Source organism: Streptomyces sp. NBC_01334, assembly GCF_035983595.1.
Lineage (GTDB): Bacteria > Actinomycetota > Actinomycetes > Streptomycetales > Streptomycetaceae > Streptomyces > Streptomyces coriariae.
Genome location: NZ_CP130718.1, coordinates 9,849,061 through 9,869,630, shown reverse-complemented (window position 1 = coordinate 9,869,630; position 20,570 = coordinate 9,849,061). Strand labels below are relative to the sequence as shown.

General features: G+C 67.6%; 17 protein-coding genes and 6 pseudogenes. 16 read left to right on the top strand and 7 right to left on the bottom strand.

The features are described 5' to 3' along the window. Nucleotides 1–14: 14 nt before the first annotated feature. On the bottom strand, nucleotides 15–1,511 hold the full coding sequence (locus OG736_RS43765) for a hypothetical protein (RefSeq protein WP_327187438.1): 1,497 nt from the start codon (nucleotides 1,509–1,511) through the stop codon (nucleotides 15–17). Nucleotides 1,512–1,699: 188 nt separating this feature from the next. On the opposite strand from OG736_RS43765, the pseudogene OG736_RS43760 reads away from it, so the two are divergent. From OG736_RS43760 to OG736_RS43730, 7 genes and pseudogenes are all read left to right on the top strand, one after another. Next, nucleotides 1,700–2,051: pseudogene (locus OG736_RS43760) on the top strand (hypothetical protein); the annotation flags it as partial. Between the two features lie 61 nt (nucleotides 2,052–2,112). Continuing rightward, nucleotides 2,113–2,283 carry a hypothetical protein gene (locus OG736_RS43755; RefSeq protein ID WP_327187437.1) on the top strand — a complete coding sequence of 57 codons (171 nt, stop codon included), beginning with the start codon at nucleotides 2,113–2,115 and terminating at the stop codon, nucleotides 2,281–2,283. Nucleotides 2,284–2,537: 254 nt separating this feature from the next. After that, nucleotides 2,538–2,726: pseudogene (locus OG736_RS47395) on the top strand (helicase associated domain-containing protein); the annotation flags it as partial. Between the two features lie 139 nt (nucleotides 2,727–2,865). Then, a pseudogene (locus tag OG736_RS43745) lies at nucleotides 2,866–3,177 on the top strand (transposase); the annotation flags it as partial. Nucleotides 3,178–3,754: 577 nt separating this feature from the next. Beyond that, the gene (locus OG736_RS43740; RefSeq protein ID WP_327187436.1) at nucleotides 3,755–4,378 is read left to right on the top strand and encodes an RNA polymerase sigma factor; all 624 of its coding nucleotides are present in this window, start codon (nucleotides 3,755–3,757) and stop codon (nucleotides 4,376–4,378) included. Then, complete coding sequence (locus OG736_RS43735) at nucleotides 4,371–5,309, top strand: CU044_5270 family protein (protein WP_327187435.1); 939 nt, start codon at nucleotides 4,371–4,373, stop codon at nucleotides 5,307–5,309. The genes OG736_RS43740 and OG736_RS43735 overlap by 8 nt, the downstream gene beginning before the upstream one ends. 637 nt (nucleotides 5,310–5,946) lie before the next feature. After that, nucleotides 5,947–6,306: a hypothetical protein gene (locus OG736_RS43730; protein WP_327187434.1), complete on the top strand. Its 360-nt coding sequence runs from the start codon at nucleotides 5,947–5,949 to the stop codon at nucleotides 6,304–6,306. A 15-nt stretch (nucleotides 6,307–6,321) separates the two neighbouring features. Here the strand turns inward: OG736_RS43730 and OG736_RS43725 are convergent, their stop codons facing one another. Then, nucleotides 6,322–6,465 (bottom strand): hypothetical protein, encoded by a 144-nt coding sequence (locus OG736_RS43725; RefSeq protein WP_327187433.1) that lies wholly within the window; start codon nucleotides 6,463–6,465, stop codon nucleotides 6,322–6,324. A 397-nt stretch (nucleotides 6,466–6,862) separates the two neighbouring features. Between OG736_RS43725 and OG736_RS43720 the strand changes: the two genes are divergently transcribed. Further along, on the top strand, nucleotides 6,863–7,372 hold the full coding sequence (locus tag OG736_RS43720) for a replication-relaxation family protein (RefSeq protein WP_327187432.1): 510 nt from the start codon (nucleotides 6,863–6,865) through the stop codon (nucleotides 7,370–7,372). An 865-nt stretch (nucleotides 7,373–8,237) separates the two neighbouring features. Here OG736_RS43720 and OG736_RS43715 read toward each other — a convergent pair. The 3 genes from OG736_RS43715 to OG736_RS43705 form a co-directional block, all read right to left on the bottom strand. Next, nucleotides 8,238–8,390 carry a DUF6959 family protein gene (locus tag OG736_RS43715; RefSeq protein ID WP_327187431.1) on the bottom strand — a complete coding sequence of 51 codons (153 nt, stop codon included), beginning with the start codon at nucleotides 8,388–8,390 and terminating at the stop codon, nucleotides 8,238–8,240. A gap of 459 nt (nucleotides 8,391–8,849) precedes the next feature. Continuing rightward, a complete protein-coding gene (locus tag OG736_RS43710) occupies nucleotides 8,850–9,875 on the bottom strand; it encodes a Gfo/Idh/MocA family oxidoreductase (protein ID WP_327187430.1) in 1,026 nt (341 codons plus the stop codon). A gap of 50 nt (nucleotides 9,876–9,925) precedes the next feature. Further along, nucleotides 9,926–10,708 carry a TIM barrel protein gene (locus OG736_RS43705; protein WP_031143643.1) on the bottom strand — a complete coding sequence of 261 codons (783 nt, stop codon included), beginning with the start codon at nucleotides 10,706–10,708 and terminating at the stop codon, nucleotides 9,926–9,928. A 182-nt stretch (nucleotides 10,709–10,890) separates the two neighbouring features. On the opposite strand from OG736_RS43705, the gene OG736_RS43700 reads away from it, so the two are divergent. The 4 genes and pseudogenes from OG736_RS43700 to OG736_RS43685 all read left to right on the top strand — a co-directional run. Then, nucleotides 10,891–11,916 carry a LacI family DNA-binding transcriptional regulator gene (locus OG736_RS43700; protein WP_327187429.1) on the top strand — a complete coding sequence of 342 codons (1,026 nt, stop codon included), beginning with the start codon at nucleotides 10,891–10,893 and terminating at the stop codon, nucleotides 11,914–11,916. Between the two features lie 283 nt (nucleotides 11,917–12,199). Further along, nucleotides 12,200–12,733 (top strand): annotated as a pseudogene (locus tag OG736_RS43695) (ATP-dependent DNA ligase); the annotation flags it as partial. Continuing rightward, nucleotides 12,664–12,849: a hypothetical protein gene (locus OG736_RS43690; RefSeq protein ID WP_327187428.1), complete on the top strand. Its 186-nt coding sequence runs from the start codon at nucleotides 12,664–12,666 to the stop codon at nucleotides 12,847–12,849. The pseudogene OG736_RS43695 and the gene OG736_RS43690, both read left to right, overlap by 70 nt. Nucleotides 12,850–13,565: 716 nt before the next feature. Beyond that, nucleotides 13,566–13,847: pseudogene (locus OG736_RS43685) on the top strand (IS5/IS1182 family transposase); the annotation flags it as partial. A 16-nt stretch (nucleotides 13,848–13,863) separates the two neighbouring features. On the opposite strand, the gene OG736_RS43680 reads toward OG736_RS43685, so the two are convergent. Continuing rightward, nucleotides 13,864–14,259: an Imm7 family immunity protein gene (locus OG736_RS43680; RefSeq protein WP_327187427.1), complete on the bottom strand. Its 396-nt coding sequence runs from the start codon at nucleotides 14,257–14,259 to the stop codon at nucleotides 13,864–13,866. Between the two features lie 310 nt (nucleotides 14,260–14,569). Beyond that, entirely contained in the window at nucleotides 14,570–15,265 is a 696-nt protein-coding gene (locus tag OG736_RS43675) for an MBL fold metallo-hydrolase (protein ID WP_327187426.1), read from the bottom strand. Nucleotides 15,266–15,794: 529 nt separating this feature from the next. Between OG736_RS43675 and OG736_RS43670 the strand changes: the two genes are divergently transcribed. From OG736_RS43670 to OG736_RS43655, 4 genes and pseudogenes are all read left to right on the top strand, one after another. Beyond that, nucleotides 15,795–16,346, top strand: coding sequence for a hypothetical protein (locus OG736_RS43670; protein WP_327187425.1), 552 nt, complete (start codon nucleotides 15,795–15,797; stop codon nucleotides 16,344–16,346). Between the two features lie 190 nt (nucleotides 16,347–16,536). Then, the gene (locus tag OG736_RS43665; protein WP_030933194.1) at nucleotides 16,537–16,707 is read left to right on the top strand and encodes a DUF5670 family protein; all 171 of its coding nucleotides are present in this window, start codon (nucleotides 16,537–16,539) and stop codon (nucleotides 16,705–16,707) included. A 596-nt stretch (nucleotides 16,708–17,303) separates the two neighbouring features. Next, nucleotides 17,304–17,654 carry an STAS domain-containing protein gene (locus OG736_RS43660; RefSeq protein WP_327187424.1) on the top strand — a complete coding sequence of 117 codons (351 nt, stop codon included), beginning with the start codon at nucleotides 17,304–17,306 and terminating at the stop codon, nucleotides 17,652–17,654. 1,857 nt (nucleotides 17,655–19,511) lie between these two features. Next, nucleotides 19,512–20,279: pseudogene (locus tag OG736_RS43655) on the top strand (transposase family protein). The last annotated feature ends 291 nt before the right edge of the window (nucleotides 20,280–20,570 follow it).

Here is a 20,570-nt window from a genome sequence, read left to right as displayed (position 1 = left end):
ACGGGTCACTTGTATCAGGAGCGCCCCAGCACACGGGTGAGGCCAGCGACAAGCGTGGTGGCGAGTATCCATCCCAAGGCAATGAGGACATAGGCGAACCACTGTTGTCCGCTCGCCGACACGAACGCCTTTTCCTGACCGAAGTCAATGATGGGCAGCAATAGGTCGAGTGTGTAGACAGTGGGGTTGAAGGCCGGGCCGCGGCCTGGTTCGGAGGGCTGTGGCTCGTTGATGCTGAAGACGAGTGTGCCGAGGAGTGTGAGGGCGACGAGCCACCCACCGGCCAGGGCGGGGCGGTAGCCATAGCCTGCGACAACATCTTGCAGCCAGTCCCAGATCTTGGTTGTCCACGGAAGAGTTGAGCGGTGGTGGCGGTACTTCGCCCGCAGGACGCTGCGGGCTTCGCTGTCACGGCCGAGGACTCGATAGGCTGCCGCCAGTTGCTCGTAGGGCTGAGGCATGTACCGGTCACCGAGGCTCTCGTTGAGCCAGGCGAGGCGCATGCGGGTCGAACGAGGCGGGAGCGGTTCGAGTCGCGCGTAGGTGAGCGCGTCCATTTCAAGGAGCGGACCTCCTTGAGGACGGTCAATCAGCTTGCCAATGGTGGCTCCCCGCAGCGAGACGGACTCCGCGTCCTCTCTTGCGGTATCGATCTCCAGGCGTCGCGCGTGGATCTCATCGAGCCGGATTGCGGGCTTGCCCGCGGGAGCTCCGTACACAACGGCCTTCGACAGAACTGCTTCGCCATTGATCTGTGCGCCGCTCAGGATGATGCCGTGTGCCACCCGAATGTCCGAGGCCCAGAAGGTGTCACATGCCAGCAGATGGGCGCCAAGTGCCTCTTCGGTGCCTCCGGAAAGTCCGATATCGGCTTGGCGCAGGTCGACACCTCCGATCCGGGCGCTGGCCAGTGAGAGCCACTTGCCTACGGACAAGCCGAATCGGCCGTTGAACCATGTCCCGATCGTGAGGACGTTGCCGTTGATCCAACCGCCAACCTTCGCACGATCAAGGTTGAGGTCGACCGTGAAATCGCTCGCCTGGATCCATACGTTCCCCTCGACGACCGCGTCGCGCATGTCGAGGCTTGGACAGTGCAGGGCTTCCGCGCTGAGCTCAGGCAGATGCGACCCCTGCAGGTAGATGGCGAGAGTCGCAGCATGCCGAAGGCTCAGAACATCGGAGAAGGAACAGGCATCAAAGTCGATCTCGCAGTCGATGGTCGCTGACGTGAGGTCGAGTTCACCCGTCACTCGTGCGCCCGAAACACGAAGCGCACGAACCTTCCCGGGAGTGGCGGGCGGGCCATCGAGAAGCAGGAGCGCGATTACGTGGGCTCTGATTTGCCGCTCTGGGCCCCACTCTGCCCCACCCGCCGGCGCGTCGCCTGTCGCCACTCCTGTACGAAGGTCCAACATGCTGCCGTCGCGGAAAGCGGCCCACAGACGGCGCTCAGGAGCGCTCCATTCTTCCGGCGGTGACAGGTCGTCGGGCTCCAGACGGTTGGCCATGATTCGTTGTACGGGAAGCACTGTCTGTGCACCAGGGTGCGGTCAGGCCCCCGCTGGCATGAGTAACGCAGACAGTCACCTTGCCCCTGGAGACAGAGGTGGGTGCGTCTTGGATGTCGCACCGACCGCAGGGATCCCGCAGCCTCAAGATCATCCCGCGGCCCCTTTTGGGCTTACCTCGATACCCCAACCCCGACGGCTCGCTGGTACACCCCGGCCAGGTCGCGGAGGTCTGCCGGCGCGAGGACCTGGCGGAGCTGGTCGCCGCCGATACCCCGCTCGGACCGGAGCAGGCAGCCGAGCGGCTCGGGGTCCGCAGGGTCGAATTCGACTGGATGCTGCGCCTGAAGTGGATCAGGCCCGCCGAGTCGATCGAGGTGCGTTTCGGCACCTCCCGGGCCGGGGCCGTCGACGTCGCGCTCTACACCACGGCATCCGTCGACGCGCTCGCCGCGCGGACCGATGTCGACTGGGAGCAGCTGCGAGAAAGGCCGGCGCTCCCCGCTCGCGGCGCTGGCGAAGCAGGCCGCCGTGGCGTGACGCTGGCGGGGCCCGTTCGTTGAACGGGCCCGGGGAGCAAGGGACAAGCCTCCGGGGCCGGTTGAGCCTCGGAGGCTTCGACGACCTCTACACACACCTCGAGCCCTTCACCCACGCCTCCGCCGGGAACGGCCCCGCCGACGAGCACCAGGCCAACATCGTGCAAGCCCTCCGCGAGCACCGCCCCACCACCGGCCAGACCCCGCCCTCAGACTCCGGCACCACCACATGACCACCCCCCAGCCCGAGGCCCGCACGCCGCTTCTCAAGTAACGGCCCAATCAACCTGCAAGCCACCCAGGCAACCTGCACGACCCCCAGGCCAGAAGCCCGCAGCCCCCACCACCAGGCCACCAACCGCCCCCCCCCCAGCAACACGAAACGAACCGCTACAACTGAGAAACCACCAGCCCAGAACACCCGCACTACGCAGAAAGAACGACCCGCGACACCGGCCAGCGCGCCCGACGGCTCGAACAGCTCGGCATGGTTTGGTCCCCGGCCGACGAACGGTTCCAGGAGAATCTGGCGGCCGCGAAGGCGTATTACACGGATCACTGGACCCTCTGTGCTCCGCGGACGGCCGCGGTGCTGGACCGGCCGTTGGGGATGTGGCTGGCGAATCTTCGACGGCCCGGTGCCCTGGACGGGCACCCGGAATGGGCAGCCGCGCTCGAGGCGATCGACCCGGACTGGAACCCCGCCTGGCCGGCCGGCTGGCAACGCCACTACGCCGCCGTGCGCGAGCTGCTGCGCGACGAGACCGGAACGGAGATCCTGCCGGGCGTCACCGTGGGAGGACAGGACGTCGGACGCCGAAGGCCACCCCCACATCACCAAAGCCTGGGCCGACACCGGCTACCGCACCAAGGTCATCGACCACGGCGCCCGCCTCGGCATCGATGTCGAAGTCACCCACCGCGACCCCGCCCAAAAGGGCTTCAAGGTGATTCCGCGACGATGGGTCGTCGAGCGGACCTTCGGCTGGCTCATGAACCACCGCCGCCTCGCCCGCGACTACGAAACCCACCCCCACCGCTCCGAAGCCATGATCAAGGTGGCCATGGTCGACCTCATAAGCCGACGGCTCACCCACGAATCCACACCGAACTGGCGCTACTCCTGAGACCCAAGTCAGGAGGCAGAACTCCGAGTGGGGCACTGCCAGTCGGCCGAGTCGATCACGTTCCCCTCCATGTCGCTGAGGTGGAAGCAGTTGCCGTTGACCCACACCGTGACCGATTCGGGCCGATGGTCGACCTGGAACGGTTCATCCCCGCGCAGAGTCCCGGACCATGATCCATCTGCTGCAGGCGAGTGGGTAACAACGACCCACGTCTGCTTCGGGAGAATCTGGTGCGTTTCCGCCCAGGGCTCCACGATCAGCTCCAGCGCGGCCTCACCACCGTTGCTGAGCAGCAGCCGCGCTGTTCCCCCGATTGACCATTCCCGGCACCACCCCTTCTTGCCTCTACAGACGATCCCACCTGCAACCGCAGGCCAACGGGCCCACACGACACGATCGTTACACGCGCGATCACCTGACCCAAGCGGCTTCGTCGGCCGAGTTACCACACAGCCCTGCTGGGATAAAACGCTCTTTGAGCGACCAGCCCTGGCATAGACACGACATCCGGCGTGAACTCGGCGGGTCCCACCGGGGAACAGAGAGTGTGACCATATACGTCAGAGACGGAGACCCCGTGACCGGCCCACCGGACGTCGGGCACGACGACCACGAGCACCAGCACGATGACTCGTCCGCCATTGCCCAGTCCCTGTGGCGGCCCGAGGTCTTCGCCGTGTTGTACAACCGGTACGCCGCCGATGTCCACCGCTACGTCATGCGGAGGCTCGGCGACGCGGCCGCCGACGACCTTACGGCCGACATCTTCCTCGCGGCGTTTCGGGCCCGCTCGCGCTACGACCTGACCCGCACGAACGCCCGGCCCTGGTTCTACGGCATCGCCGCCAACCTGATCAGCAAGCAGCGCCGTACCGAGGAGCGCGCCCTGAGGGCGCTCGCCCGCACCGGCCACGACTCGGTCACCGAGTCCTGGGTCGATCACGCGGACGACCGGGTCACCGCGCAGGCCGCCCACCGCCTCCTCGCTAGCGCGCTCGCCTCGCTGTCCGGCGGCGACCGGCACGTACTGCTCCTCGTCGCATGGGCGGACCTCAGCTATCAGGAGGTCGCCGAGGCGCTCGGCATCCCGGTCGGCACCGTCCGGTCCCGACTCAACCGGGCGCGCAGGAAGGTGCGCTCCGCGCTGGGCGACGACCCCACTCTCGTGCAGGATTTCGCCCCGGAGGCTGGCCATGGATGAGATGACGACGCTGAAGAACTTCCGGCCGGACGCGCCCGCTGCTGACCGGGAACGGCTGGCGCCTGGGCGGCAGAGGCTGCTGGAAGCCGCCGCCGAACGGAGGCAGCGCCGCCGCTTTTGGCCACGGGCCGACTGGAAGCTCGCCGCGGCGGGCGCTGCCGCCGGGGTGGCGGTGGCGGCAGTGCTGGTGGCGCAGGTGGCGCAGGTGGCGCCGACGACCGACACCCACCAGGTGGAGGCCGAGCACACCACGTCTCCCGAACCCACCGACGGTCAGTGGCTCTACGAGAAGATCCTGACGCGGCAGTCGACACTCAACTTCCGCGACGACCTCAATCCCGTTCCCGAGAAGGGCGCCCCGGCATACAGCGAGTTCACGCAGGAGACCTGGACGCAGTACGGCAGTGGCAAGAGCCGCCGCATGCTGCCAGACGGCGCCTTGGATTCGGTGATCGGCGAGGCGAACACCGAATCGCCGAAGAAGCTGCGTCAGAAGGTGGAGAAACTGCCGAGCGAGCCGCAGCAGCTGCTGCGGTCCCTCCGTGAGGTGTCCCGCCTCGGGGGCGATTACCAGCGGATCCAGTACACGTTCTCCAGCACGGACACCATTCCGTCCGGGGTCCGCCTGTCACTCTTCCGCGCGCTCAAAACGATCCCCGGCGTGGTGGTCCGTCCGCAGCTCGTCGAGGACGCGATGGGCAGGCCTGCCCTGGCCGTCCACCCCTCGGACGACAACCCGTTCACCAGGGAGACCCACCGCCGGGACGAGCTGCTCCTCGATCCAGAAACCTACGAGTACCGGGGTGAACGCACGATGATGCTCGTCGGCGGAATGATCGACTCCAAGGTCACGACAGAGGAAACCCTGATCAGCGTCTCAGCCGTGCAGAGGTTCGCGGCTGCCGTGAACGAGCCGGGCGTGCGTCCCTGAGCTTGTCTTCTCTGACAGCGAGGCCGATAACGGCACCACCAACCCCGCCGAAGCCCTCTTGCCGGCAGGAACGCGGACGAGTGCAGTATCGGCGCCTATGACTGAGCGTCGTGGTTGGCCCGTCTGGCTGGCCACGGCGCTCAGCGAGAAGACCTGGTTCGGGACTGGAAGGGGCCAGGACGCGGGCGTGCCGTGGCCGAGGCTCGTGCCTTGTGTGAAGCGGAGGCCTCAGGAGCCGCTGCAGAGGGCCTGTAGGCCCCGCTGCGCCCTCTCCGGCCGGTTGGGTCACTTTTTGGGTGTTGGTGGCGGTCGTCCACGGCCGCCGAGGCTGTGCGTGGAGGTGCGGAGGCCCCGCCTACGCGCAACCCACCTCCAGCCGCCCCGATCCCCCGACCGCGCGCCCACCCACCCGTCCCTTCTCGTTTCTCTTCTTTCCTGTTCCTGGATGTGCCCGCGGCTGTATGCCTGTCAGATGCGTACGGCGCACCAGCTCCCTCAGGCCGGTGGTCGGGCCCCGATGCCTCCTACCGTTGCGCCCCTGGCTATCTGACCGCAGGAAGAGTGCTGGCTTCCAGCAGCCGCGGACCTGGGCGATATTGACTCCGACCACGGCGAACCGTCAGCACTGGAGGGCAAGTTGAGCGCGTCCAAAGAATGGTTCGTTCTCATTGAGGAGACTGACAGCATCGAGAGCGAATTCGTTGTCAGCAAGACGATTCCCATCGACGGGGGCGCTGAAGAGGCGTGGGATGCTGCACTCCAGGCCGCCCGGACGCACGAGCGCGTCCCAGGCTCGCGGACGGCATGCGCCCGCGAGATCTACCGAACCCCCGAGCGTGTACTCAGGGTGGTTCTTCGCTCAGAGTACGGCGACATCCGGGAGTCCTTCCGCGTGTCAGTTGCCGAACTCGTCGAGGTCCATGAGCCGCCTGCTCCCCAGGAAAGCGAGGAGTCAGCCGACCGGAAGGGTCGTCTGTGGCGTCGCTCGCGCGCCTAGCCGATTCTCTTTGGATCACCGGGCGGGCCAGAGGAAGATTTCAGCGATGGGAAGTCCGGTGAGGCAGAGGGTCGGCTTCTCGTAGCGGGTCGCGATGTCTCGCCACTGCTTCAGGCAGTTGATGCACCGCTCGCTCGCAGGCCCGAGCAATCTGCTCACGGAAGGGATGGAGAACGGCCGGGGCTGACCGAGCACAGCCGAAACCGAGCGGTGCCTTCCTGGTGCTCCGTCCCGTCGGCGCTCTGCGGCCGTCTGATGCTGTCTCGGGAGCTATGGGTGTGGCGCGCGCGGAGGCCCCGCCGACGCGCAACCAAACCCAGCCGCCCCGATCCCCCGACCGCGCGCCCACCCGCCCGTCCCTTCCTGCTTCTTCTTTCTGTTCCTGGACAGGGGATTGGGGTGTGCTGGGGGGGATGTCGAGGTCCCAACCACGCTGCAACGTCTTGGTGACCTGCGGTGATGCAGGTGTGAGGCTACGGGGCACGTGCCGCTGTGGGCGGGGATATCGGCCCGGTCGGGGGCGGTGTTGTCGCACTGTGACCGTGGTGGGGCCCTGGTGGTCGGTGGTGTGGTCGGGGCCGGCTGGTGCGCTCAGTGCCACCCCATCGGAGGCGGCGAGGCGGTCATCCCGGACGCGCTGCTGTACTACCAGCGGAGCCGGGACAGTGGCGGGGGTTGGATGCTGCGGACGTTCCTCGAGGTCGACCGGGCGACTATGGGCCCCGAACGCCTCGCCGCCAAACTCCGCGCCTACGCCCGGCTCCACCACTACGCTCCTGCACCCGTCGGCCGGCGCCGCACAGTGGAGGCGGTCCCGGAGGAGTGGCGGTGGCACCACCCGCTCTTCCCGCGGCTGCTGTTCGTCCTGGACGACACCGGCCCCGCCGGCGTCGACAGCCGGGTGCGTGCGCTGCACGCGGCTGACGTGGACCTCGCAGTGGCGCTCCTCCTGCGGGAGGTGACGGTGCTGGTCGCGTCGATGACCGACCTGCTCCAGCACGGACCCGCCGCAGCTGTATGGCACCCCGAGCGGCGGGTCGGCGGGATGGACCCGCTGGTTCCGTAGACGGGTGCGCAGCGGGCAATCAGCGCGTTTGCGGCATCGGAAGGTGTGGGCTTCGCTGGATGTGTGGGCTGGTGACATGCCCGGCCGCCCGAGATGAGAGACCAGGACATGGCCCACCTGCGGAGAGCGGTGATCACATGCTGGTCGAGTCGTTGACGGCCCTGGCACTGGCTGGTGGCACCGCAGTGGTCCAGGCCGCAGGCACCGACGCGTGAAACGGCCTGCGAAGACGGGTCGGAGATCTTTTTGCCCACGGCGACGCCACCCAGGCGGATGCTGAGCTGGACCGCCTGGACCACACAGCCGAGGCCCTGAACAGCGCGAATGACATCCACAGTGAACGGCTGCGGCAGGAAGGCGCCTCTTCAATCAGTGCAGGGGCGGCGGGTAGTCATTCGTTGACGATTCCGCTGACGGCGCTGGAGCCGGTCCGACGGCCCAGGGTGCGGCCAGAGTGCTCCTGCCGACTCCGCCCAGCCCGTCCGCACGACAGGCATACGGCGCTCAGGATCAACTCCCCGGACGACATCCGGCTCCAGCGCCGCGTCCTCGCCGCAGCGGCCGAGCGCCTTCACCTCGACCGCGAGGCACCCGAGCGGACCCCCGAGGAGCAGGAGACCTTGGATCTGATCAGGGCGGGCCACCCAAACGTGTCCCCTTTCCACACCACCGTCGCCGAAAGCCGCGGATGCCTCGCTGGAAGGAGTCCGGCGAGGCATCCGTGACTGGCGGATCCTGTGTCAGCGCACGTAGGGGAGGTCGAATCCGACCTCGCTCGCAACCGATTCATATGTCGACAGCATCGACCCGACCGTCTCGTGGATCTGTGTGAGGACGAAACCCGCGTCTTCGAGGTCTCCTGAACTCAGATTTCGGCCAGTTCGTCGACGGCCTCCTGAAGGACCTTCAGGGAGTCTCCCTGTACAGCCAGTGCCGGATACACGCGGTTAGGCAGACGGACCACCGCATAGATGCCCGAGACTGCCAGGACTGCGGCCGAGATTTCCTGTTCGCTCATCACTAACCCTGTGGATAGAAGGTGATGTAGGGCCTGCTGGTGTCGAGCGGCCCGGTGAAGATGTCCTGCCGGCGCCCGCGGCCCAGAGTAACGTGTGGTCCTTGCCCGAGCCGATGCTCACAGTGGCCGTGGACAGCCCTGTCCTGCCCGCTGGGTGGGCCGCGGAACCGAAGTCATGGACAGGGTTTGCCATTGCCCGTTGTCCATGGCCCAAGTCAGGACGATGAAGGGCGGCTGGCCCACTCGCACGGATCGCCGCACTCGTCGGTGTCGGGGTCGGTGGACTGATCGCCTCCGTCATTGCCCTGTCCGTCGGCTCACCCTCTTCAGACGTCTACAAGTCACCGACACCCGCGCCGCACTCGAGCAGCGGGGGTGTCGCATGTTGGACTGACCTGGCCGTCACCCCGTACTTGTCGCACGGCGCCGGGGTCCGCGCTGCGGCCGAAGACCCGTGTTTCACAGGTCTTGGAGCTTGTCGACGCGGACGGGACCGCCGGTGGTGACGGACTGGATGGCGGCGAGGGCAATGGCCAGGGCAGCGCGTGCGTCCTCGCCGGTGGCGGAGGGGGTGCGCTCGGTGCGGACGCTGTCGGTGAAGTCGGCGAGTTCGGCCACATAGGCGTCGTGGAAGAGGTGCTGGTCATAGGCGACGCACTCGGCGGCGACGCCGTCCGGGCCGTATGCGGTCAGGTGGGTGCGGCGGACGTCGCCCATGGTGAGCATCCCGGCCGAGCCGAGGACCTCGGCGCGTACGTCATAGCCGTAGACGGCCTGGAAGCTGGCCTCGGCGGTGGCGAGGGCGCCGTTGTCGAAGCGGACGGTGACAACGGCGGTGTCGAGCAGGCCGCGGTCCTTGAAGTCGGGGCGGATCAGGGCGTCCGCCATGGCGAAGACCTCGACGGGTTCGGCACCGGGATTGAGGTGGCGCAGGACGTCGAAGTCATGGATGAGGGTCTCCAGGAAGATCGTCCACGGCGGTATGCGGGCCGGGTCGGCCAGAGCGGGGTCGCGGGTGAGCGAGCGCAACAGCTGCGGTGTGCCGATGGCGCCGGCGGCGATCTTCTCGTGGGCGGCCCTGAAGCCCGCGTCGTAGCGGCGGTTGAAGCCCACCTGGAGGGGCACGCCCGCATCCGCGGCGGCCGCGATGGCGCGGTCGGCCTCGGCGAGGGTGACCGCCATCGGCTTCTCGCAGTAGACCGCCTTGCCCGCCTTGGCGGCCGCCTCGACCAGGTCGGCGTGGGTACGGGCCGGGGTGGCGATCACCACCGCGTCGATGTGCGGGTCGGCGAGCAGTTCACCGATGTCGGTGTAGGCGGTGGCGCAGCCGAGCCGGTCGCCCAGGCTCCGCGCGGCGCCCGGGGTGGGGTCGGCGATGGCGACGAGCCGGACGCCCGGGAGGCGGTGGGCGAGGGTCTCGGCGTGGAACGAACCCATCCGTCCGGCGCCGAGGAGGCCGACGGCGAGAGGCTGCTGGGTGGTCATGCGGGTGCTCCGTACGTCGTCGTCAGGGTAGGTACAGGCTGTGGAGACAGTCAGACGGTGAAGGCGGAGCGGAAGCGCTCCAGAGCGAGCTCGCTGTCGCTGGAGGCCCACGCCTCCATCGCGACCGTGCCCTCGTAGCCGAGGCCCGCCAGGGCGCGGGCGACGGCTGGGTAGTTGATCTCCCCGGTTCCTGGTTCGCGGCGGCCGGGGACGTCGGCCACCTGGATCTCGCCGATCAGGCCCAGGGCATGGGCCCTGCGGACCAGCTCGATCAGATTCCCCTCGCCGATCTGGGCGTGGTAGAGGTCCAGATTCATCCGCAGCCCGGGCCGGTCCACGGCCGCGACCAGGGCCAGGGTGTCGGCGGCCGTCGCGAACGGCACCCCGGGGTGGTCGACGGCGGTGTTGAGGTTCTCCAGGGTGAAGACGACCCCGGCGCTCTCGCCCAGCTCGGCGAGGCGGGTGAGCGTGCGGTGGGCGGCGATCCACATCTCTCCGGTGACCTCACCGGTCACCGGCACCACCGGCAGGCCCTGGCCGTCCAGTCCGGTGCCGTGCAGGTTCAGGCGAGGGCAGCCCAGTTGCTCGGCCGCCTTGAGCGACTCCTCGGCGGTGCTCAGGAGTTCGGCCGCGCCCTCCTCGTCGGTCAGACTGCCGCGGATGTAGCCGGTCATGGAGGAGAAGTCGGCCGGGGTCCGGGCCAGAGCGGCAAGGTCGTGCCGGGTCCAGTCCCAGATCTCGACCTGGAAACCGGCGTCATGGATGCGCCGTGCCCGCTCGTCGATCGGCAGATCCAGGAAGACCATCTCGGCGCAGGCCGCCAGTGTGTACATCGCCACGTACCTCTCTCCGTGACTTCGGACTAGAACGTTCAAGGAACTAGAACGTTCTAGAACTCCGTGGAGCAGCAGTACGCCAGCTGTCGCCCTCCCCTGTCAAGGCTCCGGTGGCCTGTGAAAGCTAGAACGTTCTATAGTCGACTCCGTAGGAGACGACTCCGACCAGGGAGGACAGGTTGCCGGCGACCCCAGCGGTCCCCAACGGAAAGCGACCGACGCTCGCCGACGTGGCGTCACGGGCAGGGGTGTCCACGGCGCTGGTCTCCATCGTGATGCGCGGCGCGAAGGGGGCCGGCGAGGCCACCCGCGAGCGCGTCCTTCAGGCCGCGCGGGAGATCGGTTACCGACCCGACGCCCGGGCCCGGCTGCTCCGCAGCCACCGCTCCCATCTGCTCGGGGTGCAGTTCGGCCTCCAGCATCCGTTCCACTCCGACCTGGTGGAGGGCATCTACGCGGCGGCCGAACCGGCCGGGTACCAGATCGCGCTGAGTGCAGTGGCCGCCGGGCGCGGCGAGCAGCGCGCCGTCGAGACGCTGCTCGACGACCGCTGCGAGGCGCTGATCCTGCTCGGCCCGCAGGCCCCCGCCGCGCGGCTGGCGAAACTCGCCGGGCAACTGCCGGTCGTCTCCGTGGCCCGCCGGCTGCGGCCGTCCGTCCCGGGCCTGGAGGTCGTACGGACCGCCGACGACGAGGGAGCCCGCCAGGCGGTGGACCACCTCGTCGCTCTGGGCCACCGCGACATCGCCCACATCGACGGCGGCCGGGCACCGGGCGCAGCCGACCGGCGCCGCGGCTACCGCACCGCCATGAACCGCCACGGCCTGGGCGACTACATCCGCATTCTCCCCGGCGGTCTCACTGAGGAGGAAGGCGCCGAGGCCGCCCGAATCCTGTCGGCCACTCGCCCGCGCCCCACCGCCGTACTGGCCTTCAACGACCGCTGCGCGACCGGCGTACTCGACCTCTTCCTCCGCTCCGGCGTCGCGGTCCCCGGAGACATCTCCGTCGTCGGGTTCGACGACAGCCATCTGGCCCGCCTGGCCCACATCGACCTCACCACCGTCGGACAGGACATCGCACGCCTCGCCGGGCTCGCCGTCGGGCGGGCCGTCGCACGCCTGGAGGGCGCGGAGATCCCCGCCGGGGAACAAGTCATCACCCCCCGTCTTGTCGTCCGGGGAACGTCCGCCCCGCCCCGCTGAAGGCAGATCCCGGGGTGCGCGGCCTGTGTGTTCCACGGCGACGACGCCGGCCACACCGAGAAGTACCGGTTCGACTCGACGTCGTACATGCCGACCGGCCTGATCAGGAACGGCTGCCCCTCGGGCACACGCATCCCGCGGCCACATCAGCTCGGCGGGTGAAGTGCGCCCGCCATGTCGATCACTGGATGGCGGGTGCACTTCACCCGCCATCCAGTGATCGACATGGCGCCGGACGACATCCCGCGGACAGCTCAACAGCGCATAACCGAAGTGGGACGGCTACCGCGCCCAACTCGCCGTGTACGCGGGCGGGCGGGTGCTGCTGCGCTCACGGCGCGGCACGGACATGACGGCCTCGTTCCCCGAAATCCGGGCGGCGGCCCTGGCGCAGCTGCCGGAGAACACTGGGCTGGATGACGAGCCGGTGGTGTGGGAGCGGGACCGGCTGGCGTTCGAGCGGCTGCAGCAGCGGCTCGCCCGCCGCGGGGCGCCTGCCGCTCAGGCGGCGCGGGAGTGGCCGGCGCACTTCGTGACCTTCGACCTGGTCCACCGAGGCGACGACCTGAGGGTTGGGGATGGTTGCAGTGTGACAGCGACGACTGACACGAGAGCGCAAATATGGCGGGCTCGGTCCCCTGCGGCGCCGCCCGCCCCGCCTTCCGTCCGTTCCTATCCCTTCTTCCTGGTCTCGGGCGTGTGGGGGGCGGAGGGGGGAAGCACACGGGGAAGCACTTCATCCGCGAGATGCCACTCTTCGAGAAGAACGTCCCGGTCATCGTGGAGTCCATCGGCGAGAACGGGTTCGCCACGCTGATCATGGGCTTCGCCACGAGCAGGAGCCCCTGGGTCGCCGCCCACGTCGGCATGGTCGACTTCGTCCGCCGCCAGTTCAAATGTGCGATCGCCCGTCGGGAAGGGCAAGGGCACTAACCGCTGGCATGAGTGGCTCCGCGAAGGAGTGCGAGTGACAGGCGGATCTGATCAAGAAAGTTCGAAGTCGACTGTAGCGAACGGCTGGTCATCCCCCAGCCGGCACTGGACGAACTGCAAGCATCGTCTACGAAGCCGAACACGGCAGAGCTGAGCCCCCGGCTTGTCCTCACCATCTGGCCCACCTCTTGGGCCATCGGTCCAGCGTCGTCCGACGCAGACGCCTTTCTGCCCAAGCAGATCAGCTCCCCCGACGACCTCCTCGCTCCGTAGGACCGTCGCTGAGACTCGAACTACCTGGCTCGGCTACGCCGCGATTCGGGACGATCTCATCCACGGAACGGCTGTCGCCCCGGACTTCACCCACGCCGTCAAGCGCCACCGACTCCTTGACGCGATCGTATGTTCCGCCGCCACAGGCCAACGAAAAGCCCTCCATCCTTAGGCGCGCAGCCAGTCGATTTCGACACTGTCCGACATCACTTCGCCACATCGGCCCCTGCCATGTGTGTCGGCATACTCGGCCGTGCGCACGACCGATCGAGAGCGGACACGAGCGAGCGTGGCGTTCGGCGCAGCAGAACCCGACAACGGCCCTGACGAAGGGTCAGACGATCTTCACCTTGGACACCCGCCGACGACCAGCGCGAGTACCCCGCCCGCCCCGCACACCAGACCCGTGACCTGCGTACTTCATGTTGCACAGGTCTCATTAGGCGTACTCCTCCCGCAGGAACCGCCGCTACCTGCGCAGACGCCATATCAAGCACACCATTCCCGAGCCGAAGGACCAGAGGGCCAACCGTCGGCGCCGTGGCAGCGGAAGCGGACGCCCCGCCGGCTTCGACAACGAGCAGTACAAGCGCCGCAACGAAGTCGAGCGGACGATCAACCGCCTGAAGAGCCTTCGCGCCGTCGCGACCCGCTACGACAAGCGGGCCTACGTCTTCCACGGCACCGTCGCCCTAGCCGCAATCCGACTCTGGCTCCAACAATGATTTGCCGGGAGACGCCTCAGTCGATGCAGGGATCTTCCACTGTCGGGATACACGGAGACAACAGCGCCTCCGTGTGCTGCGTGACCACGCCCCGAACGGGCCTGAGCACGCGTACCTCGTTTTCGTGGTCCGGTTCTTCGTCATCGCGAATGTGGAGGAGCCCGTAGGAACCAGGGGCAACCACTGCCACATGCTCGAACAGTTCGACAACATCCGGCGAGGGGCGGTGATTGGAGTGGCCGCCGAGGTGGATGAACGGCTCGCCGTTCATCCACCTGAGGTCAAGCAAGTACGGGCTGTCCATCTGGGCGATGCGAAGCCGAAGCTCATCGACGATCTGCCGCAGACGGGCCTCATCGTCGTCATCAGCTGCGGTCTCCCTGACCGTGAGCCAACCGTGGTACTCGAACATCCCGTGATCGTAGTGCGATGGCCTGCTTTACCGTGCCGATCGCAGCATGATCCGCCGGACACGCCTTAGCCGAGCGACATCAAAAGTCACTGACATTGATCAAGCCGACGCCTCCCTGGGTGACTCCCGAAGTCACCATCAAACGACTCCCGAAGAAACAGACACAGCCACTTGGTGGACTTCGGCGCCGGGTGGACCTCGGGGGCAAGCATGCGCCAGGCGTTCACGCTGTAGCGGGCGAGGGCAAAGCCAGGCAGCAACGCGCAACCAAGTGATCCACCGTTGTCCCGCCGCCTGCTGGCCTGTCGCTCTAGGACGGTGCCGCAGCACGCAAAGCTGTCGAGGCGGATCCCACGATCGCCTCGCCGTGGCCGAAGCAGGCCACCTCCGCATCCAGTCGGCTCAGGGTCCGGAAGGATTCCAGCGCACGAGCCCGGTCTGTGTTGAACACGCCAACCATGGTCTTGCCTCCCACGTTCGCTGCAGCGTCGCCCAGGAAGAGCACCCCGAAGGCTGGGAGATGCAGCGCCGTGCTGCCCGGAGTATGACCCGGCGCAGCCACCACGTGAGCCCCGCCACCGAAGGGAAGCACATCTCGATCATCCACCTCGTGGTCCACCGGCACCGCCGGTGCCGGTGGCAGCTCCGGCTTGCTCTCGAACAAGGCACGTTCCCAGTCCGGAGCATCCGCGAAGACCGGCGGCGGAGCCGGTGACTCCCCACGGATCACCCCGGCCTCCAAACGGTGCGCGAACACCTCGACCCCACCCCACGCAGCGATCTCGGCAGCACCGCCAGCATGGTCCTCATGAAAGTGAGTGAGCACAACACGCCGCAGGTCCCCGGGCTTCGAGCCGACATTCAGAATCGCATCGGCGATTGCCGGACCAGCCCCCGCAACCCCAGAGTCGATCAACGTGAGCCCATCCGCGTCGCGCCACAGATATGCCTGCCCGACGTGGAAACGGAGCAGATGCAGTTCTGGCAACAGCTCAACGATCTCCATACGCACAACCTAGGCACCGGCGAAGCCTCGCACTCGCCACTTCGCCTTCAGCAGATAGCCGAGAGGGCTGCCTAGTCACAAGCTGCATCGCGCAACCACCAGTCGGGGCCAGCCCAGGCCGGAACCCGGGGCCGTTCCAAGCCGGAACTCCACCCCTCCAGCCGTCGAATTGGCGCCAGTTCGGACCGGAAGAGTGGGGCCGCTTCGGAGCGTTAATGCCACCCTGGCGTTCGCAGAAGTTGGGACCCGCATGACCCCTGGGTGCGGTCCGCCGGCCCTCACCCGGCGACGTCGCCCAGGCCGCACCCTCCGACGCCGATCGGGCGTCTTCCGCCTCGGGCGCGGTGCGCCGGCCCGGCCGCCGCCCGCAGGTCCGAGGGGTACTCCTTCGGCGCTCGCGCCCGCCAGGCCGCCGACCCGCTTCTCCGACACGTCCGGGAACGCCTCCGGCGGAAGCTGGAGCCCGCGCACCCGGCGGAGACGGAAGAGGATTTCCTTCGCAGCGGCGGAGTCGTGGACGCCGATCGGCATGACCCGGCGCGACTGGGACTTCCTCTTCGACCAGCTGCGTTCCGGTGCCGCCGTGCTCGACTACCTCTTCCGCGCCGCTGGCATGCCCGGCATCTCGCTGAACGACGAACCGGTGCGCTACTACGAGTTCGCCGCCGCGGTCGCCGCCCCGCCCAGTGAGATCGACACCGACCTCGTCGGCCTGGGCGGCTGCACTCGATTCCGCTGCTGCCGCAGGCCCCGCCACCAGCACCCGCGCGCACCTGGTGGCGCGCATGATTCATCCTCAGTGCGCTGCCGGAGGGCCGACCGCCAGGCGGTCCTCGCCGACCTCGACAGCCTCCCGGTCGGGGACCGTGAGGCGTGGGGGCAGCTCATGCTCGACATGCTCGACGACGTCGTCCAGGTCCCCGACGGGGACATCAAGTGGCGCTTCAGGCGGCACCTGAACGCGCAGGGCACCCGGCAGACCGTCTATACCTGCGCCACCCACTTCGCCACCGGGGTGATGCTGACGGCAGATGTGCCTGGGACACAACCATGGCCCCCACCTGGGGCTCCAGCCAGCTGACGGAAGACGACCTGGCGGCGCTGTGGAACCGCCAGCAGCAGCCTGACGGGGCGTGAACGTCACCGTCATCTGCGTGCCGCGCCGGTAGAGAATCCGGTTCCAGTGCCCGCAAGAGTGGTGAAGAAACCAGGTGTATCAGCAGTGTGCTCTTCGATTCGCCGGGCATCAGGAGCAGCGGAGGTTGATAACTATGGTTCCCCTGCTTCTCGTCCTTCTGCTGGCTCTGATCCTCTTCGGCGCGGGCTTCGCGCTGAAGGCGCTGTGGTGGATCGCCGTGATCGTGCTGGTTGTCTGGCTGCTGGGCTTCGTCATGCGCAGCGCGGACACCGGTGGCCGCAAGGGCCGCTGGTATCGCTGGTAACCCAGCCAACAGCAGCCGGCCTGTGGGCCCCCGGGGACACTCGGGGGCCCACAGGCATGTCTCACTTCAGGACGTCCCTTCCGACAAACCGTGTAACCAACACCTTCCCGGGCACCAGACCCCATAGCTGGGGCCCGGTGAAGCAGCGGAACCTGCCCTCCAACCACCGGACCCCAGCCACACCCCAGGACCTCACCCCGGCCGACTGCACTCGAGCGCGTGGGATCACGAAGCGCGGCCGATGGCGGCGGGGCTGGCCTTGTCGGGGACGCGGTCGACGGCTGCTTCGGCCACCAGTCGGGTTGCACGGGTGCTGTTGGCCGCGGGCGCCGGCCACCGTGCTTCCGGCCTGGCCACCCAGCAGACGCGTCATCGTCGGGCAGGCCCTCGCGTCCTTGATCAACGGGGAACGCCCCCGCAAGGTGAGGACCCGACGGCCCGGTTCACCGGCTCCGCTTTCCCCTGGAGCGGTGCGGTGCGGTGCGGCGCGGTATACGAACCCGGATTTTGTTGACGCTGCAACCGCTCATGCGCTTGCGTGGGGGAGGACACCGACTCCGTTGCATGGATCTCCGGAGGAAGAACGAGGTGGTCCCATGGACGTATCCCCCCTGTCCGTCTCCCAGCGCACCACCCCTGCAGGCGTGCACGTCCTGACGCTGAGCGGGGAGATCGACCGCAGCAGCGTGCCCTTCGTGGGCTGGGCGTTCGACAGCGGCGCAGGCGAGAAATGCGCACCCTGCACGGTCATCGACTTCGAACACGTCACGTTCATGGACTGCAGCGGCATCTCCTTCCTCGTCTACGCCCACCATGCCGCGCAGGACAGCGACGGCTGGCTCCGCCTGGCCAACGTTCCCGCACCTATACAACGGCTCCTGCACATCGTCGGCCTGGACGACCTCATGCCGACGTATGCCACGCTCCGGGCCGCCCTCCCCTCCTGAAGAAGCCGACCAGGCGCCCCATAGCGGTATGGGTTGCAAGGATTCCCTCACGTACCCCTACCGGCCCCGGCCTCCGAGCTCCCATCCCGGCTCGGGCACACCGGGCGGAACCCGATTCCCCGACTTCCCAGCAACCTGGGCGTGGCGCGCAGCACAATGCAGTTGCCTGGCCGGCCGCACATGAGCAGCAGCTTCAGGCCAGAACTGTCGGTACATTGGCCAGCACTGGTCGCACTCCGAGAGACCGACCGGCTGTACTACCCGTTGTACGCAGCCTGCGTGAAACTGGGCGTGCCCTCTGCATTCAGGTCGGCCACACTGGACCGCTCAGACCTTCATCCACCAGGCACTGGCCGGCAGGACCCAGACAATCTGGGCGAATCACCGCAGCGTCCACTTCCTCCTCGACAGGCACCTCGTCACCACGGTCCCATCCCGGCTGCGGCCACAGGATCTCGCCTACCTGACTACGTGCTACGGCGCCCGGCCGGCCGGTCCCGAGCCCGCACCCGCGGCTCTGCCCAGGGCTCGCAGCGGCACGGCGATCCTCACCGCCGGCGAACCCGTCGAGGTCGACCGCAAGGTCCATCGCGACGGACTCGTCAGCCTGGACGGCGGCCGCTACCGGTCGGATTCGCTCTCGCCGGCCGCACGATCACCCTCCGCCTCGACGGACGCGGTCTCCGTCCCCTGCGCCATGCAGAAAGCGCGGACCCGGGGATGACGATCAATGGTCCGCCCGTCGACTCCACCCAGACAGGAGAGGGGTGGGACGCGTCGGCTGCGGTGGACGAAGAGGCGCTCATGCCGTCAGTGTGCCCTCGCCCACTGGCAACGCCTGCACCGCTCAGTGGTGCCCGGCACAAGGAGACAGCTCGGTGCCTGCCGCAATCAGCGGTTACCGAACAGCCTTTAGGCCCGAGACTCTTCGGGAAGCCTCATCGTGCGGGACAACAACCGTTGGGTAAGCAGATCCGCAGCAGGTACTCAGGGGAGGCCGAGGTGTACCCACGACCCATGCGCCACCGCTCACAAAGTAGCGAATACGGCCAACAGCGGCTGCTCAACAGATCCAAAACTCTGGTCCGACTGCCTGCGGTGCTGATGGCGATTCTGGTCTGCGACTTACTATGGGAGAGCATTCGGAAGAATCTTTCTGAAGCCGCACGCAATGCTTGGCCTTGGCGTCTTCAGTTGTTGGAGGTCGATCCAGCAGCTGGTCTATTGGGCGTCCTCGCGGGACTGATCCTTGTCCGGCTCCAGCTGGAGAAAACCTTCCGGCCGACAATTGGCTACAGCGACGAGCCGGCGTTTTCTAATGCTCTCCCTCAGCAACAAGGGGCTCGCGAAGTGTACGTTCACAATGGCGGGCCCGGGCCAGCGGTGCTCGAATCAATCGCCTACGCCATAAACACGCGCTCCGAACCGCACCCCTCAAGCCCAACATGGATGGACGAGTACCAATTCAGACGCCACCTCGCTGCCCTTGGCTTCGCTGACCAGAGTGACTATCACCTCTCCTCTCTCGGCCGCGGAATCCCTCTCGTCCCTGCTTCGAAGCCAGCCGCTGGATTCTTGATCGCCGCCTTCTCGCGCGAAAGTGTCACGCGGATTAACGGTTTGGACGTAAGAATTCGTGTGCGTGACTCCCTAGGTGACACACACGAGCGGGCACTTCGGGCTATTCAGAGTCATGATCCTGACCGGACTGACTCGCGACCGGTCTACCAAACATGGAACAGGGACGATCTATCTGGAGATCCGCCTCGCACCTAACGCTGATGCAACCTGTACCCGGGTGCGTACTCCCTAGGCTAAAGGGTGTTGCACAGACTCCGAGCTGGGCATCTCCCTTGTATGGCTGGGGTTTTACGTGCTGAGCGGGTGTGGGTGGCGACATTCACGGGGCTGCGGGTGACACAGTTCTCGGGTCTGTTGAAGGTGGTGCGGGAGCGGGGCGGCAATGGCACGCTGCGGGCCGGCCATGGTCGCTGCCGCTGGCCGAGCGGGTGCTGATGGTCGCGGTGTACTACCGCACCAACCTGACCATGCGGCAACTGGGCCCGCTGTTCGGCGTCTCTTCCTCCACGGTGTGCCGTGTCATCCAGCGGCTTGGTCCGCTGCTGGCGCTCGAGCCCGTCTGCCGCCAGTCCGATGCGGCGGACCGGTTGTGGATTGTGGACGGCACCCTGGTCCCGGTCCGCGACCGGAACGTCGGCTCATCGTCACGCAACTACCGGTTCTCCGCGAACGTGCAGGTCATCGTGGATGCCGACACCCGCCTTGTGATCGCCGCCGCACGCCCGGTGCCGGGCACCACCGCGGACGCGCACGCCTGGCGGGCCTCAGGGTTGGCCGAGCACTCCCAGGGCGTCCGTCCTGGGCGACGGCGCCTACCTCAACTGCGGGATGGTCGTGCCGCACCGCAAACGCCCGCACCGGCCTCTGCTGCCAGGCGAGGAGGACGACAATGCCGCCCACCGCAAGGTGCGTGCACGGGTGGAGCATGTGATCGGCCGCATGAAGAACTACAAGATCCTCCGTGACTGCCGGCAGCGCGGCGACGGCCTCCACCACGCGGTCCAGGCCGTCGCCCTCATGCACAACCTCGCGCTCGCATCATGACCAGAAGTCCGCGATCACGGGCCCTGACCTGCCCGAACATGGCCTTGTGCAACACCCTTCAGGGAAGCCGGTAACACTTTGTGGCGTGCTCCAGAGGGCATGTGAGCCCCGCTGCGCCACTGGCTGGCGGGGGCGGTCGCCATGGGCCCTCTAGGCCCGCTCGGCGCCGCTCTAGGACCGTGCGCGGAAGCCCCCGCCGACGCGCAACCAACCTCCAGCCGCCCCGATCCCCCGACCGCGCGCCCACCCACCCGCCCCTTCCCGCTTCTCTTTTTTCTGTTCCTGGACCGG